Below are 14797 nucleotides of genomic sequence, written 5' to 3'. Positions count from 1 at the left end.
ATCGGGTTCGACTGCGAGGAGGACCGATGGAACCGATCGTCACGATCACCGGCGGCGCGATTCTGGGCACGACCGAAGGCGGCGTCACCCGGTTCCTCGGTGTGCCGTACGCGGCGGCGCCGGTGGGCGCGCGACGGTTCCGGTTGCCCGAACCGGTGGAGCGCTGGCAGGGGCTGCGCGAGGCGACGAGTATGGGCCCGACGTGCGCGCAGTCACCGTATCCCGCGCCGATCCACGCCCTGATCGGCAGCGACGGCATCCCCGGCGACGACTACCTCAATGTGAACGTCTGGACACCCGATGTGGGCGGTGCGGGCCTGCCGGTGCTGGTGTGGATACATGGCGGCGCGTTCGTGCGCGGGTCCAACGCACGCCGGATCTACGACGGCACCGCGTTCGCGCGCGACGGTGTGGTCCTGGTGTCGATCAACTACCGCCTGGGGATCTCCGGGTTCGCGGTGCTCGACGGCGCACCGTCGAATCGTGGTCTGCACGACCAGCTCTGCGCGCTGCGCTGGGTGCGGGACAACATCGCCGCGTTCGGTGGCGACCCGGACAATGTGACGATCTTCGGGGAGTCCGCCGGCGGTATGAGCGTGGCCGCGCTGATGGCGGCGCCGCAGTCGGCGGGACTGTTCCGCCGGGCGATCGTGCAGAGCGGCAACGGATCCGTCGCCGCCGAGGCCGACGACGCGCGCCTGGTTTCGGCCGCGCTGGCCGAGCACCTCGGAATCACCCCCACCGCGGCGGATTTCGGTGCACTCGGTCCGGCCGACTTGTGCTCGGCGCAGAACGCCGTCGCGCTCGCGCTGATGACCGACCCCGACCCCCAGCGGTGGGGCACCTCGGTGGTCGAGCGCGGCCTCGGCATCATGAGCCTGTTCCCGGTGGTCGACGGGGATGTCGTCGAGGGCACCCCCACCGAGGTACTCGCGGCCAACCCGCAGCGCCGGGTTCCGCTCGTCGCGGGCACCACCGCCGACGAATTCCGCTTCTTCACGGTGCCCACCGGGATCACCGCGGGCGTCAACGCCGACAGCTTGCCGTTCGTGCTGGCCCGCTACGGCATCGATCCGTCGGTCGCACACACCTATGCGCGGCAACGCCCCGATGCCGCACCGGCCGAGATCTTCAACGCGATCCTCACCGACTGGTGTTTCCGCGCGGGCACCATGGACCTCGCCGAAACCAATGCCGCAACCGCGGCGACCTACGTCTACGAGTTCGCTTGGCCCACAGCACTGCCCGGCCTCGGCGCCTGCCATGTGCTGGAAGTCCCGTTCGTCTTCGACGCCGTGGACAACGCCCACACCCTCACCGGGCCGACCCCGCCGCAGCCGCTGGCCGACGAAATCCACGCAGCCTGGGTCTCTTTCGCCGCACATGGCAGCACGGGCTGGTCGGCGTTCACTCCGGCAGAGAAGAACGTCCGCATCTTCGACCACCCCGCGTCGTCCACGGTCGACAATCCGCGCGCCGAGGAGCTGGCCGCCCTCCGTCAGGCGATTCGCTCCTGAGAACCGGACTGCTCAGCAGGTCTGTCGAGTCGGGCCGCCGACCCGGGATACCCGCTGCGCGAGTACGGGATCCGTGCGGGCGAGATTTCAGCGGGGAAGATCGGGCGACGTCAAGCCGGGTCCGTCGGCCATCTCGGTGAGGGCCTGGGCCCAGCCGTCGAGGCGGTCGGCGGCTTCGCGCAGATCGGCCACGATGCCGTTGAACTGGTAGGCCACCACGGTGTCCTCCGGGACGGCCAGGATGCGAGCAGCCGCCGCGACGAGCTGTTCGTATTCGACGACACCGGTTTCCAGGCGCGCGAGCACGGCGGTGACCGTGGTCTTCAATGCCGACACCGTCTCCGGGTTCGCCCGGCCTACCGTGTCGACAGCCTGTTCCATGGCGACCACGTCGGCGGCCAGGGCGTGCAGCGCGGCCGCCCCGGAGCTCGCGGTGCCGAGCAGGTCGCGCAATTCGTCCTCGGGTAACCGCCGGGTGCGCGCGATCTGGGCGCCCAGCCCGTGCAACGCGCGTTCGGCCCGGATCAATCGCTGAATCGGCCCGCGGGCCGCCGAGCGCAGTCCCGGCGACTTGCGCGGCACGAACGTCGCCTGCGGCAACGGCTGATGGCGGGTCTGCAGATAGCGGCGCGCGTTCACCGCGGCGCCGGTCACGAAAGCCACTGCCCCACCGCCGATGACGACCACCGCCCACGCCGGCGCCGACACCACGGCCAGCCCCACCGCGCCGACCGTCGTGATCCCCGAAGCCGTACCCAGCTGGAAACTGCGCCTGCGCATCCGGCGGCGACGCCGCAACTCACGCTCGCGGGGGTCGGCCCAGCGCCGCACCGCGACGAGCGCCTGCTCGCCCACTCCGCGCAGTGTCGCCGGAACCCCGCCGTTCATCGTCGACTGCACGACCGCCATCGGATCGGCGACCTCGATCCGGTCGCGCCGCGTTCTCCCGCTCATCGTGATCCTTCCACCTACCCAGAGTGCCACGCGGGTACGACAACCTCACCCTGAACAGGGCCGGGCCGCCGGTCGGCGTTCGACGCCCGCGACGGGCGCGAGTATCGAGCGTCGGCCGACGGCCCGAGGTGGCGTGACTACTGCTGAGCCGCCTGGCCACCCTTGTTGATCTGCGGCGCCGCGGGCTGCTGCTTGGCCGGGTCGATGGCCGCGTTGTTCCCGGTGGGCAGGGCATCGCCGCGCATGGAGGCACGGATCTGCTCGAGCTTGCTGTGCCCGGCCATCTGGATGCTGGCCTGCTGCACCTCCATCATCCGGCCCTGCACCGAGTTCTGGGCCAGCTCAGCCGAACCGAGGGCGTTGGCGTAGCGGCGTTCGATCTTGTCGCGCACGGCGTCGAGGCTGGGGGTGGAACCAGGCGCGGACAGGGTGGAGTCCATCTGCTGCAGCGAGGCCGAGACCTGCTCCTGCATCTTGGCCTGCTCGAGCTGGCTGAGCAGCTTGGTGCGCTCGGCGACCTTCTGCTGCAGCATCATCGCGTTCTGCTCGACCGCCTTCTTGGCCTGTGCGGCGGCCTGCAGGGACTGGTCGTGCAGCACCTTGAGGTCTTCCACCGACTGCTCGGCGGTGACCAGCTGGGCGGCGAACGCCTCGGCGGCGTTGGTGTACTGGATCGCCTTCTCGGTGTCGCCCGCGGCCTGTGCCTGATCGGCCAGGGTGACGGCCTGGCGGGCATTGGCGTTGAGCTTTTCGACCTCGTCGAGCTGGCGGTTCAGCTTCATCTCCAGCTGACGCTGGTTGCCGATCACCGACGCCGCCTGCTGCGACAGCGCCTGATGCTGACGCTGCGCCTCCTCGATCGCCTGCTGGATCTGGACCTTCGGATCCGCATGCTCTTCGATCTTGGAGTCGAAAAGGGCCATCATGTACTTCCAGGCCTTCACGAACGGATTAGCCATCGATTGATCCCGCCTCCATCTGTGCGTCGCTCGTGCGACTGGTGGTGCGCGACCGTCACGCACCAGATATGTGCTTATCCTTCACCATGCGGCACCCGGACCGATATGACCGGCCCACTCGACGCCTGATGAGAATCTATCCGCTCTCACCAGTAGTGCGCAGCGTCACGCGGGTTCGCCGCGTCACATCCCTTTCACCAATACCAGCATCTCGGCCCGCGGGGCCGGGATGACGATGCGGGTGTCCTCGGCGATCCCGATGCGCGCGTCCACGTCGGCCTGCGCGCTCGCGGTGGCCGACGGCTCGGCGGGCACCGGTTCGGCGACGGGTTCGGCCACGGGCTCGGTGAGCGCGGGTTCGCGGGGCGCGGAGCCGTCGGCTCCGGCCATGATGGTGCTCACGTCCCACAGCACCCGCGACAACGGCACATCGAGTGCCTCGCAGATGGCGGCGAGCAGTTCACTGGAGGCTTCCTTGCGGCCGCGCTCCACTTCCGACAGATAGCCGAGGCTCACGCGCGCCGAGGTCGACACCTCGCGCAGCGTCCGATGCTGGGCCAGACGCGCACGCCGCAGACTGTCCCCGATTGCCTCCCGCAGCAGCGTCATCTCGTTCTCCTCCACCTCGGGTCACCGCCTCGGGCGGTGCTCACCTCTTTCTGGCACAACGTCGAACAGCGGCCGGGGGTTCCCGGACGCGGCTAGTCCGTCGTCACATCGCCGTACCCACCGACACAGCGCAATAACTCCCCGATCGCGTTGTGCACCGCACCGATCCTGATGTTCCACCGGTCACCGTGCAGTTTCAACCGGCTCACCGCGCTGTGATCGGGTCCGGCCACTCCGAGGTATACCGTGCCGACCGGATGCCCGTCCTGGGAATCGGGTCCAGCGACCCCGGTGAGACCGATCCCCCAGTCCGCCGCGCAGCGTTCGCGCGCGCCCACGGCGAGTTGTTCGGCGGTGGACGCCGCGACCGCGCCCTCGACGCGCAGCACCTCCTCGTCCACCCCCGCGAGCCGGTGCTTGAGGTCGGTGGCGTAGACGACGAGCCCGCCGCGCAGCACGGCACTCGCGCCGGGCACCCCGGCGATCGTCGCGGCGAGCAGGCCCGCGGTGAGCGATTCGGCGGTGGCGACGGTCTGGCCCGCGGCCGTGAGTGCCGCGACCAGCTCGGCGGCCGGCGCACCGGCGACCAAGGGGTCGCTCACCCGCGCGACTCGTTGCGCGCGCGACCACCCGCCACCCACACCCGCGCGGCCTGGCCGACGTAGTCGAGGCCGGTGATCACGGTGAGCGCCGCGGCCAGGTACATCAGGACCATGCCCGCGGTGGCGAACGCACCGGACAGCGGCAGCACCAGCAGGGCGATGGCCACCGATTGCACGAGTGTCTTGAGCTTGCCGCCACGCCCGGCCGGGATCACCCCGCGCCGCACCACGACCAGCCGCAGCAGGGTGATGCCGAGTTCGCGGCCGCAGATGACCAGGGTGATCCACCAGGGCAGATCGCCGAGGATCGAGAGCCCGATCAGGGCGGCGCCGATCAGCGCTTTGTCTGCGATGGGGTCGGCGAGCTTGCCGAAATCGGTGACAAGACCGTATTTGCGGGCGAGTTGCCCGTCGAACCGATCGGTGATGGCGGCGAGGCCGAAGACCGCCGCCGCGATCACGCGCCAACGGGTGTCGTGCCCGCCGTCGGCGAACAGCGCGAGCACGAACAACGGCACCAGGACGATGCGCGCCACCGTCAGCACATTCGCGATATTGACCACCGGGACCTGATGTTCGGACATCCCCGGCAGTCGAGCCGCCCCGCGTTCGATCTCCTCGGGTCGCACGCTCATGCTGCGTCTTCTCGGCATGATCGGGTGCCCTCCGTGGTCACGCACGCTTCCGCCGCCAGGCGCTGACCTCTCATGCCCCCGCCCTCTCGGCACTCACCGGCACTGCGCCGAATCTCGGGTGTGTCGCGCGATGTTTGCTCACGCGTGCAGTGCCGTATTCCCCGGTCGCCGGGCCCGGCGCGATGCGATGAGCGGAACGACAGGATGTGCGGCACATGTTCAGACTATCGGTAACCGGGCCGACTACTGTGCACCCCATGACTTCACGGGGACCAGCAGGTGGTCCGACCAGCGACGCGCACCCGTCCGCGCCTACCGTGGCGCCAGTTCGAGACGTCACCGTGCGACGAGCGCGAACCTCGGATGTCCCCGAGATCAAACGTCTGGTCGACGAGTACGCCGGCCGGATCCTGCTGGAGAAGAACCTGGTCACCCTGTACGAGTCGGTGCAGGAGTTCTGGGTTGCCGAGGTCGAGGGCCGGGTCGTGGGGTGCGGCGCGCTGCACGTGCTGTGGGCCGATCTGGGCGAGGTGCGCACGGTCGCGGTCGATCCGGTGGTCAAGGGCCGCGGGGTGGGCGGCGCGGTGGTGCGTCAGCTGATCGAGGTGGCACGGGAGCTGCAGTTGCAGCGGGTGTTCGTGCTCACCTTCGAGGTCGACTTCTTCGGCAGGCACGGTTTCGTCGAGATCGACGGCACGCCGGTGACCGCCGAGGTGTACGCGGAGATGTGCCGTTCCTACGACACCGGCGTCGCCGAGTTCCTCGACCTGAGTTTCGTGAAGCCGAACACCCTCGGCAACACCCGCATGCTGCTGACCCTGTAGATACCCACCGCGAGAAAGTTGATCGACGTGCCGATCTTCGCCGTCCACTACACCTACACCGAGGCCACCGCGGCCGAGCGGACCACCAATCGACCCGAGCACCGGGGCTGGCTCAACGCCCTGGTCGACGCGGGCACCGTGCTCACCAGCGGCCCGTACGCGGACGGTTCGGGCGCCCTGCTGCTGTTCCGGGCCGAGGACAAGTCCTCGCTCGAGCAACTGCTCACCGAGGACCCGTTCGCGAAGCTCGGTCTGATCGAGGACGTGCGCGTGGTCGAGTGGCTGCCCGTGATGGGCGCCTTCTCCGAATAGCCCGTAGACGCGAACGGCCCGGAACCCCACGGGTTCCGGGCCGTTCCTCGTCGGTCAGACAGACGTGCGGCGGGTCTTCAGCAGGCTCGCCACCGTCGCGATCACGAGAATCCCGAGGATCACACTCAGCGACACCGGCGTGGAGATCTCCGGCACGCTCACGTGCTCGCCGCCGTTGATGAAGCCGAGGGTGTTCTCGTGCAGCGCGTGCAGCACCAGCTTCACACCGATGAACGCCAGGATGGCGGCCAGGCCGTAGGACAGGTACACCAGCCGGTCCAGCAGCCCACCGATGAGGAAGTACAGCTGACGCAGACCCATCAGGGCGAAGGCGTTGGCGGTGAACACCAGGTACGGCTGCTCGGTGAGGCCGTAGATGGCCGGAATCGAGTCGAGGGCGAAGAGCAGGTCGGCGAAACCGATGGCGAGCAGTGCCAGCAGCAGCGGGGTGACCACTCGTTTGCCGTCGATCTTGGTGATCAGCTTGTCGCCGTCGTACTGGTCGGTGGTCGGCAGCACCCGCTTGGCCAGCGCGACGATGCGGCTGTCGCGTTGCTCCTCGTGCTCGGCCTCGTGCCCGCTCTCGCGCAGCAGCTTGAACGCGGTATAGATCAGGAACGCGCCGAACAGGTAGAACACCCAGCTCCACGCGCTGATCGCGGCCGCGCCGACGGCGATGAACACACCGCGCATCACCAGGGCGAGCACGATGCCGATGAGCAGCACCTTCTGCTGGTACATCCGCGGCACCGCGAAGGTGGTCATGATGATGAGGAAGATGAACAGGTTGTCCACCGAGAGCGCCTTCTCGGTGACGAAACCGGCGTAGTACTCCCCGGCGAAGGTGCCGCCCCACTTCCAGGCGACGTACCCGCCGAACAGCAGGGCGAGGCCGATGTAGACGGCCGACCAGATGCCCGATTCCTTGAAGGTCGGTTCGTGCGGCGTGCGCACGTGGGCGAAGAAGTCGAAGACGAACAGTCCGAGGATCACCAAGCCGGTGATGACCCATTCGAGCGTGGTCACATCCATGAAGTGGTCCGATCGATGAGGTTCATGCCGTCCATCATGTCCAATATGTCCGTTTCAGCCAACTTTGCGGAGCGATTGCCCGCCATGATTCCACACACAGCCGTGCGAACCCGTCCGCGCCGGTAGCCGAGCCGAAAACCCGTTTCGCCTCGTCACGGCCGCTGCTACCGTCGACCCATCGACCACCCACCGGCACCGCGAGAGGAGTCAGCCGTGACCGCCCAGTACGACCATTTCGCCGCGATGTCACGGCTGTCCGAGGATGCCGCGCGACCGCAGCGCGTGTCGCGCGCGGGCATCGGCAGCTGACCCGAACCCGCCTCCGGCCGCTCCCCGCGATCGGCACCCCGCGCCCCGGTCCCTCCTCGTTCGTCGCCGCTCGCTGACGGCACGGTCAGAGCAAACCAGCAGTGCGCTATTCGCCGTCCCCGGAATCCGCCGGATCACCGCCACGAATCGACCACAGCAGACCATCCAGTTCGTCGGGCTTCACCAGCACGTCGCGTGCCTTGGAGCCCTCGCTCGGACCGACCACTCCCCTGGTTTCCATCAGGTCCATGAGTCGGCCCGCCTTGGCGAACCCGACACGCAGTTTGCGCTGCAGCATGGAGGTGGAGCCGAACTGTGAGGTGACGACCAGTTCCACCGCCTGTAGCAACACGTCCATGTCGTCGCCGATATCGGGGTCGACGTCCTTGGTCTCGCCCGCCTTGGCGGCGGTGACGCCCTCCTGGTACTCCGGTTCGGCCTGGGTCTTGCTGAACTCGACGACCGCCTGGATCTCCTCGTCGGAGATGAAGGCACCCTGCAGACGGGTCGGCTTACCGGCGCCCATCGGCAGGAACAGGCCGTCGCCCATGCCGATCAGCTTCTCCGCGCCCGGCTGATCGAGGATGACGCGCGAGTCGGTGAGCGAGGAGGTGGCGAACGCCAGCCGTGAGGGCACGTTGGTCTTGATCAGGCCGGTCACCACGTCGACCGAGGGGCGCTGGGTGGCCAGCACCAGGTGGATGCCCGCCGCACGCGCCTTCTGGGTGATCCGCACGATCGCGTCCTCGACGTCACGCGGGGCGGTCATCATCAGGTCGGCCAGCTCGTCGACGATGGCGAGGATGTACGGGTAGGGCCGGTAGACCCGTTCGCTGCCGAGCGGAGCGGTGATCTTGCCCGAACGCACGTTCTTGTTGAAGTCGTCGATGTGGCGGACCTTGTTGGCCTGCATGTCCTGGTAGCGCTGTTCCATCTCCTCCACCAGCCAGGCCAGCGCGGCGGCGGCCTTCTTGGGCTGGGTGATGATGGGCGTGATCAGGTGCGGAATGCCCTCGTAGGGCGTGAGTTCCACCATCTTCGGGTCGATCAGGATCATCCTGACCTCTTCGGGAGTGGCCCGGTGCAGCAACGAGATCAGCATCGAGTTGACGAAGCTGGACTTACCCGAACCGGTGGAACCCGCCACCAGCAGGTGCGGCATCTTGGCCAGGTTCGCCGAGACGAACTCGCCCTCGATGTTCTTGCCGAGGCCGATCACCAGCGGATGGTGGTCGTTGCGGGTGTGCGGCGATTTGAGCACGTCGGCCAGGCGGACCAGTTCGCGGTCGGCATTGGGCACCTCGATACCCACCGCCGACTTGCCCGGGATGGGTGCGAGCAGGCGCACGTTCTCCGTCGCGACGGCGTAGGCGAGGTTGCGGGCCAGCGCGGTGATCTTCTCGACCTTCACGCCGGGGCCGAGCTCCACCTCGTACCGGGTGACGGTCGGCCCGCGCACGAATCCGGTGACCGCGGCGTCGATCTTGAACTGCACCAGGACCTCGGTGATCGCCTCGATCATCGATTCGTTGGCGGCCGAACGCTTCTTGGGCGGGTCGCCGTCGAGCAGCAGGCTCAACGGCGGCAGCGAGTAGTCGCCGTCGACCACGCGGTCGGTGACGAACTCCGGTTCCGGTGGTGGCGGCGGCGTCTGGTCGACGGGTGCGGGAGCCGGGCGCTTGCGGGCCGGTTTCGGCGCGGGGGCCGGCGGCTCGTCGACGATGGGTTTGGCATCGCGCAGCGGCGGCTCGCCCAGCGACTCGGTGACCGCGTCGGATCCGGCGAAATCGTCGGCCGCCGATGCCGCACCGCGACGGGACCGGTTGCGGTGCGCCGGGAATCCGTCGGCGTCGTAGTTGGCCGGGTCGTAAGGGTCGCTGTCGTCGGCGTATTCGCCGAGGCCGAAGTATTCGCGCAACCGCGACGGCACCTCGCGCACCGTGGTCCCCGTGAGCAACAGCACACCGAATACCATGGCCAGCAACAGGATCGGCATCGCCAGCCACGGGGTGAGCCCCTGGCCGAGCGGGCCGCCGATGGCGTAGCCGAGCGCGCCCGCGGCACGCGAACGTCCGTGCGCGTCGGTGGGTGACCCGGCCGCCAGATGCCAGATGCCGAGCGCGGGCAGGATCACCAGCAGTCCGCCGAGGACCAGCCGTGGCCGGATCTCCGGATGCGGTTCGGTGCGCATCAGCACCACCGCGATCGCCACGAACAGCAGCGGCGCCACCGCGGCCGCCGACCCGGCGATCGCGCGCACGATGTCCTCGAGGAAACGCCCCACCGGGCCGCCGGCCGACAACCACACCGCGGCGGCGATGATCACGCTCAACGCGATGAGCGCCAGTCCGATTCCGTCGCGACGATGCCCGTGCTCGAGCTCGCCCGCGCGGCTCAGCGTGCGGGTGGTGGCGCCGAGGCCGCGCGCGAGCATCGTCCAGCCGCTGGTGACGCCCCGGCCGATGACGGCCAGCGGTGCGGTGTTCGAGGCGCGTTTGACGGGTCTGCGGGCGGGAGTGGTTCGCCCACGCGCGGCCGACGACGCTCGCGGTGTCGTCGAACGAGACCGCGCCGACGGCGTCTGCCCCCTGCTCGATCCCGCCCGCGCACGAGAGGTCGTGGTGCTGCGGGACTTACCTGCCATGACGATCAGGCTAGCCGCTCGCACACCATCGAGACCATCCGCAACACTGGTCCCACGGGTGATGTGACCGCCGATACGCGCCGGACCCGCAGGTCGCGGGCCCGCCGGTCAACGCGCGGAAATCCCGGATCGAGGGCGTTTCGCGGCCCGTCGCTTACCGAATCCTTACCGATTTCCAGCATTTCGGCCGATCTGGGCGGCCAGCGGTGGCGCGGGCAGCGCACCGATCGGTACTTTGACTGCGCTCTAACGGGTCGTCGACCCATGCGTATGAAGGGGAACAAGTGAAGAGAATGCTCACCAGCGCGGCCGTGCTGGGTGCCACCGTCGCGACCATGTTCGCGGGGCACATCGCACCGGCCCAGGCGCAGTCGGGCTACTACGGCGCCATCGCGGCGTCGGTCAAATCGGGGGTGTACGGGTACGCGACCGATTACGGCAGCTACGCCGACGCCGAAGCGGGCGCCATGGCCGCCTGCCGACGCGGCGGTGGCGGCGGCGGTTGCGACGTGAAGGTCTCCTATCGAAACGGCTGCGGAGCCATCGCGATCTCGCGTGGCTGGTGGAGCTACGGCTCGGCCTCGACCATCGGTGGCGCCAAACGCGAAGCGCTGAACCGCAATCCGGGCAATGCCTCGATCAAGCACTGGAACTGCACCAGCGGTTACCAGCTCTAGCCCGACCGTTTCGACCACCATCATGGGAGTTGTAGTGAACAACCGACCGATCAAGACCGCCGCCGTCCTCATCGCGCTCGTCGCGTCGCTGGGGCTGAGCGCGTGCGGTTCTTCGGACACCGAGTCGAGCAGCGCGGGCGCCACCACCACCGCGGCCGCCTTCGAGTCCGGTACGGCCAAGCAGGACAAGGAGGAAGGCGGCGACGTCGCCGAGACCACCCCGCCGAACCTGCCCAAGCCGACCGTCGAGGAACTCAACGCGCGGCTCACCAAGGCGATGAGCGGCCAGCTCACCGCCGACGAGAAGAAGACCTACATCGAGGACGCCGATCAGGACCCGATGCTGGTCGACAAGTTCGTCGACGCCGCGAAGAAGAACAATGTGAAGGTCTCCATCACCAACGTGGGTGAGCCCGCCGACGGCAAGCTCAAGGCCGACGCCGATGTCACCATCGACGGCCAGCCCGTGCAGGACGCCTTCATCGACTTCGTCGCCGAGGACGAGTCGTGGAAGGTGTCGCATACCTTCGCCTGCAACATCGTGAAGTCGGCCAAGCTCGACTCCGCGGCCTGCCAGGCCTGAGAAGAGACGAAAACCGCCGGGCGACAACGTCACCCGGCGGTTTTCGTGTTCCGTGAGGTCAGACGCCGATGACCGTCGGCACGATCATCGGGCGGCGACGGTAGGTGTCGGCGACCCAGCGGCCGACCACTCGGCGCACGCCCTGGGCGATGCGATGGGTGTCGGTGATGCCCTCGCCCGCCAGGCGGAGCAGCTCCGCCTCGACCAGCTCGTTCGCACCGTCGAGGGCGGTGGGGTCGTCGGAGAAGCCACGCCCGTTGACCTCGGGGGTGCTCACCGCCTTGCCGGTGGTGGCGTCGATGACGATGGCGATCGAGATGAAGCCACCCTCACCGAGGACCAGGCGGTCCGACAGCGTCGACTCGCCGACGTCACCGACGGAGAGGCCGTCGACGTAGACGTGCCCGACCGGGACCCGGCCGACGATGGAGGCGATGCCGTCGACCAGGTCGACCACGACGCCGTCCTCGGCGAGCACGACCCGCTCCTCCGGCACACCGGTGGCCACCGCGAGCGCGGCGTTGGCGCGCAGGTGGCGCCATTCGCCGTGCACCGGCATGGCGTTGGTCGGGCGCACCGCGTTGTACAGGTACAGCAGCTCACCGGCCGAGGCGTGCCCGGAGACGTGCACCTTGGCGCTCTGCTGGGTGATGACCGTGGCGCCGAGCCGGGCCAGGCCGTTGACCACGGCGAACACCGAGTTCTCGTTGCCGGGGATCAGCGAGGACGCGAGCACGATCAGGTCGTCGGCGCGGATGTTGATCTGGCGGTGGTCGCCGCGGGCCATCCGCGCCAGCGCCGAGAGCGGTTCACCCTGGGAACCGGTGGAGATCAGCACCAGGCGGTTGCCGGGCAGGGTCGCCGCCTGATCCATTTCGACCACGACGTTGTCGGGCACCGACAGGTAGCCGAGGTCCTGGGCGATCTGCATGTTGCGCACCATCGAACGACCGACGAAACACACCTTGCGGTTGTGCTTCTGGGCCACGTCGACCACCTGCTGGATGCGGTGCACGTGACTGGCGAACGACGCCACGATCACCCGGTTGCGGGCCTTGCCGATCACATTGTCGAGCACTCCGCCGATCTCGCGTTCGGGAGTGACGAAGCCGGGGACCTCGGCGTTGGTCGAGTCGACCAGGAACAGGTCGACGCCCTCGTCGCCCAGGCGGGAGAACCCGGCCAGGTCGGTGAGGCGGCCGTCCAGGGGCAGCTGGTCGAGCTTGATGTCACCGGTGTGCAGCACCACGCCCGCCGGGGTGCGGATGGCCACGGCCAGCGCGTCGGGGATGGAGTGGTTGACCGCGAAGTACTCGAGCTCGAACGGCCCGTGCACGGTGGTCTCACCCTCGGCGACCTCGCGCAGCCGGGGCTGCTGGCGGTGCTCACGGGCCTTGGCCGCGACCAGGGCGAGGGTGAACTTGGCGCCGATCACCGGGATGTCGGGGCGCATGCGCAGCAGGAACGGCACCGCGCCGATGTGGTCCTCGTGACCGTGCGTGAGCACGATCGCCTCGATGTCGTCCATCCGGTCCTCGATGGGCCGGAAGTCGGGCAGGATCAGGTCGACGCCGGGCTGCTGGTCCTCGGGGAACAGCACACCGCAGTCGACGATCAGCAACTTGCCGTTGTATTCGAAAACGGTCATGTTGCGGCCGATTTCGCCGATGCCGCCGAGCGCGAACACGCGCAGCCCGTTCTTGGGCAGCTTGGGCGGCAGACCGAGTTTGTCCTGCGCCGCCTTCTCGCGCGGCTCGGCCTGCGCGTCACCGCGACCCCGGCCACCCTGCCTGCCCCGGCCACCGCCGCCACCGCGACGGTTCGGCTGCTGGGCGGCGGCCTGCTCGGCGGGCTTGGCCTTGGCGCGACGCGACGCCGCCTTCTTCGCGGGGGCGCGATCCTGCGCGATCTCGAGCGCCTCGGGTACCGACTCGGCCTCGGCCGTCAGTTCCGCCTCGGCGACGATCTCGGCGACCGGCTCCACTGCGGCGGGTGCGGCAGCGGGCTGCTCGGCCGCAGGCGGCGCGGCGACCGGCTGGGTCTCGCGCACGGTTTCGGCCGGGGTTGGTTCCGGCGCGCCCGCAGGACGCGACGCGGCCCGGCGGCGGGGCTTACGACCAGTGGGTTCGGTCACGCGGTCACCCCCGCGGCTTGCAGATCCAGCGCCAGCTCGTCGAGCTGAGCCGGCGTCGGCATCAGTTGGGGCAACCGTGGTTCACCCACGTCGATCCCGAGCAATTGAAGTCCTCCCTTACACATCGCCACACCTCCCAGGCGGGTCATGGCCGCGTACAGCGGCAGCAGTGTCGCGTTGAGCTCCCTGGCCCGAGCCACCTCACCGGCCGTGTAGGCCTGGTGGATCTCGCGCAGGCGTTCGGGCACCAGATGCCCGATCACACTGATGAATCCGACAGCACCCACCGAGAGCCAGGGCAGATTGAGCCCGTCGTCACCGGAGTAGAACGCCAGTCCGGTGCTCGAGATGAGATCGGCACCGGAGACGAGGTCGCCCTTGGCGTCCTTCACGGCGACGATGTTCGGATGCTCGGACAGATATCGGATCGTGTCGATGGCGATCGGCACCACCGACCGCGGTGGAATGTCGTAGAGCGTCACCGGCAGCGACGTGGCGTCGGCGACCGCGGTGAAATGCGCGATCAGCCCCTCCTGCGTCGGCCGGGAGTAGTAGGGGGTCACCACGAGCAGACCGTGCGCGCCCGCGTTCTCGGCGGCGCGCGAGAGCTCGATGGAGTGCGCGGTGTCGTAGGTTCCGGCACCGGCCATGATGGTGGCGCGGTCGCCGACGGCGTCGACGACGGCACGCAGCAGGTCGACCTTCTCCGATTCGGTGGTGGTCGGCGACTCGCCGGTGGTGCCCGAGACGACGAGCAGATCGACGCCGCGATCGACCAGGCGAGCGGCGAGTGCCACCCCGGCGTCCACGTCGAGCTTGCCCGCAGCGCTGAAGGGGGTCACCATCGCGACACCTACCGTGCCGGATGCGTGCAGCTCCGTGGGCGTCGATTCACCGTTCGTCATGGTCAGAAAGGCTACCCGGTCGGCTCGAGAGCCTCGACACCCTAGCGGCCGAAGTCGCGGCCGGTAGGGGTCGCCTTCCTTGCGTGATGTCATATGTGACG

14 protein-coding genes are annotated in these 14797 nt (G+C 68.8%); 5 read left to right on the top strand and 9 right to left on the bottom strand.

The features are described from left to right. Positions 1–26 precede the first annotated feature (26 nt). Positions 27–1517, top strand: a complete 1491-nt coding sequence (locus NI2_RS19740) for a carboxylesterase/lipase family protein (RefSeq protein WP_067492728.1) — start codon at positions 27–29, stop codon at positions 1515–1517. A gap of 87 nt (positions 1518–1604) precedes the next feature. Here the strand turns inward: NI2_RS19740 and pspM are convergent, their stop codons facing one another. The 5 genes from pspM to pgsA all read right to left on the bottom strand — a co-directional run bounded on the left by pspM (position 1605) and on the right by pgsA (position 5276). Next, positions 1605–2471, bottom strand: coding sequence for a phage shock envelope stress response protein PspM (gene pspM, locus NI2_RS19735; protein WP_067492980.1), 867 nt, complete (start codon positions 2469–2471; stop codon positions 1605–1607). Between the two features lie 137 nt (positions 2472–2608). Then, entirely contained in the window at positions 2609–3430 is an 822-nt protein-coding gene (locus NI2_RS19730; RefSeq protein WP_067492725.1) for a PspA/IM30 family protein, read from the bottom strand. A gap of 183 nt (positions 3431–3613) precedes the next feature. Further along, positions 3614–4039: a helix-turn-helix domain-containing protein gene (locus tag NI2_RS19725; protein ID WP_067492978.1), complete on the bottom strand. Its 426-nt coding sequence runs from the start codon at positions 4037–4039 to the stop codon at positions 3614–3616. 92 nt (positions 4040–4131) lie between these two features. Continuing rightward, the gene (locus NI2_RS19720; RefSeq protein WP_067492976.1) at positions 4132–4641 is read right to left on the bottom strand and encodes a CinA family protein; all 510 of its coding nucleotides are present in this window, start codon (positions 4639–4641) and stop codon (positions 4132–4134) included. Continuing rightward, positions 4638–5276: a CDP-diacylglycerol--glycerol-3-phosphate 3-phosphatidyltransferase gene (gene pgsA / locus NI2_RS19715; protein ID WP_067492719.1), complete on the bottom strand. Its 639-nt coding sequence runs from the start codon at positions 5274–5276 to the stop codon at positions 4638–4640. Before pgsA ends, NI2_RS19720 begins: the two co-directional genes overlap by 4 nt. A 257-nt stretch (positions 5277–5533) precedes the next feature. Here pgsA and NI2_RS19710 point away from each other — a divergent pair, with 257 nt between their 5' ends. Both NI2_RS19710 and NI2_RS19705 read left to right on the top strand, forming a co-directional pair. Beyond that, on the top strand, positions 5534–6100 hold the full coding sequence (locus tag NI2_RS19710) for an amino-acid N-acetyltransferase (protein WP_084476546.1): 567 nt from the start codon (positions 5534–5536) through the stop codon (positions 6098–6100). 27 nt (positions 6101–6127) lie between these two features. Further along, on the top strand, positions 6128–6412 hold the full coding sequence (locus tag NI2_RS19705; RefSeq protein ID WP_067492717.1) for a YciI family protein: 285 nt from the start codon (positions 6128–6130) through the stop codon (positions 6410–6412). A gap of 54 nt (positions 6413–6466) precedes the next feature. Here the strand turns inward: NI2_RS19705 and NI2_RS19700 are convergent, their stop codons facing one another. Both NI2_RS19700 and NI2_RS19695 read right to left on the bottom strand, forming a co-directional pair. Further along, positions 6467–7444, bottom strand: coding sequence for a TerC family protein (locus tag NI2_RS19700; protein ID WP_067492716.1), 978 nt, complete (start codon positions 7442–7444; stop codon positions 6467–6469). Between the two features lie 415 nt (positions 7445–7859). Continuing rightward, positions 7860–10397, bottom strand: coding sequence for a DNA translocase FtsK (locus NI2_RS19695; protein ID WP_067492714.1), 2538 nt, complete (start codon positions 10395–10397; stop codon positions 7860–7862). 293 nt (positions 10398–10690) lie between these two features. On the opposite strand from NI2_RS19695, the gene NI2_RS19690 reads away from it, so the two are divergent. Both NI2_RS19690 and NI2_RS19685 read left to right on the top strand, forming a co-directional pair. Next, positions 10691–11074, top strand: a complete 384-nt coding sequence (locus NI2_RS19690) for a DUF4189 domain-containing protein (protein ID WP_067492712.1) — start codon at positions 10691–10693, stop codon at positions 11072–11074. Between the two features lie 34 nt (positions 11075–11108). After that, positions 11109–11657: a WKL family lipoprotein gene (locus NI2_RS19685; protein ID WP_067492710.1), complete on the top strand. Its 549-nt coding sequence runs from the start codon at positions 11109–11111 to the stop codon at positions 11655–11657. A 58-nt stretch (positions 11658–11715) separates the two neighbouring features. On the opposite strand, the gene NI2_RS19680 is transcribed toward NI2_RS19685, so the two are convergent. Together NI2_RS19680 and dapA are read right to left on the bottom strand one after the other, a co-directional pair. Next, complete coding sequence (locus tag NI2_RS19680) at positions 11716–13791, bottom strand: ribonuclease J (protein WP_067492708.1); 2076 nt, start codon at positions 13789–13791, stop codon at positions 11716–11718. Continuing rightward, the gene (gene dapA / locus NI2_RS19675; RefSeq protein ID WP_067492706.1) at positions 13788–14696 is read right to left on the bottom strand and encodes a 4-hydroxy-tetrahydrodipicolinate synthase; all 909 of its coding nucleotides are present in this window, start codon (positions 14694–14696) and stop codon (positions 13788–13790) included. Before dapA ends, NI2_RS19680 begins: the two co-directional genes overlap by 4 nt. Positions 14697–14797 lie beyond the last annotated feature (101 nt).

Source organism: Nocardia ignorata NBRC 108230 (genome assembly GCF_001612905.1).
Lineage (GTDB): Bacteria > Actinomycetota > Actinomycetes > Mycobacteriales > Mycobacteriaceae > Nocardia > Nocardia ignorata.
The sequence above is the reverse complement of the archived record's forward strand: the minus strand, read 5'-3'. Positions and strand labels throughout refer to the sequence as shown.

Coding starts and splice junctions, on each gene's coding strand:
- NI2_RS19740 (WP_067492728.1), top strand. CDS start 27: ATGGAACCGATCGTCACGATCACCGGCGGCGCGATTCTGGGCACGACC.
- pspM (WP_067492980.1), bottom strand. CDS start 2,471: ATGAGCGGGAGAACGCGGCGCGACCGGATCGAGGTCGCCGATCCGATG.
- NI2_RS19730 (WP_067492725.1), bottom strand. CDS start 3,430: ATGGCTAATCCGTTCGTGAAGGCCTGGAAGTACATGATGGCCCTTTTC.
- NI2_RS19725 (WP_067492978.1), bottom strand. CDS start 4,039: ATGACGCTGCTGCGGGAGGCAATCGGGGACAGTCTGCGGCGTGCGCGT.
- pgsA (WP_067492719.1), bottom strand. CDS start 5,276: ATGAGCGTGCGACCCGAGGAGATCGAACGCGGGGCGGCTCGACTGCCG.
- NI2_RS19710 (WP_084476546.1), top strand. CDS start 5,534: ATGACTTCACGGGGACCAGCAGGTGGTCCGACCAGCGACGCGCACCCG.
- NI2_RS19700 (WP_067492716.1), bottom strand. CDS start 7,444: ATGGATGTGACCACGCTCGAATGGGTCATCACCGGCTTGGTGATCCTC.
- NI2_RS19695 (WP_067492714.1), bottom strand. CDS start 10,397: ATGGCAGGTAAGTCCCGCAGCACCACGACCTCTCGTGCGCGGGCGGGA.
- NI2_RS19690 (WP_067492712.1), top strand. CDS start 10,691: ATGCTCACCAGCGCGGCCGTGCTGGGTGCCACCGTCGCGACCATGTTC.
- dapA (WP_067492706.1), bottom strand. CDS start 14,696: ATGACGAACGGTGAATCGACGCCCACGGAGCTGCACGCATCCGGCACG.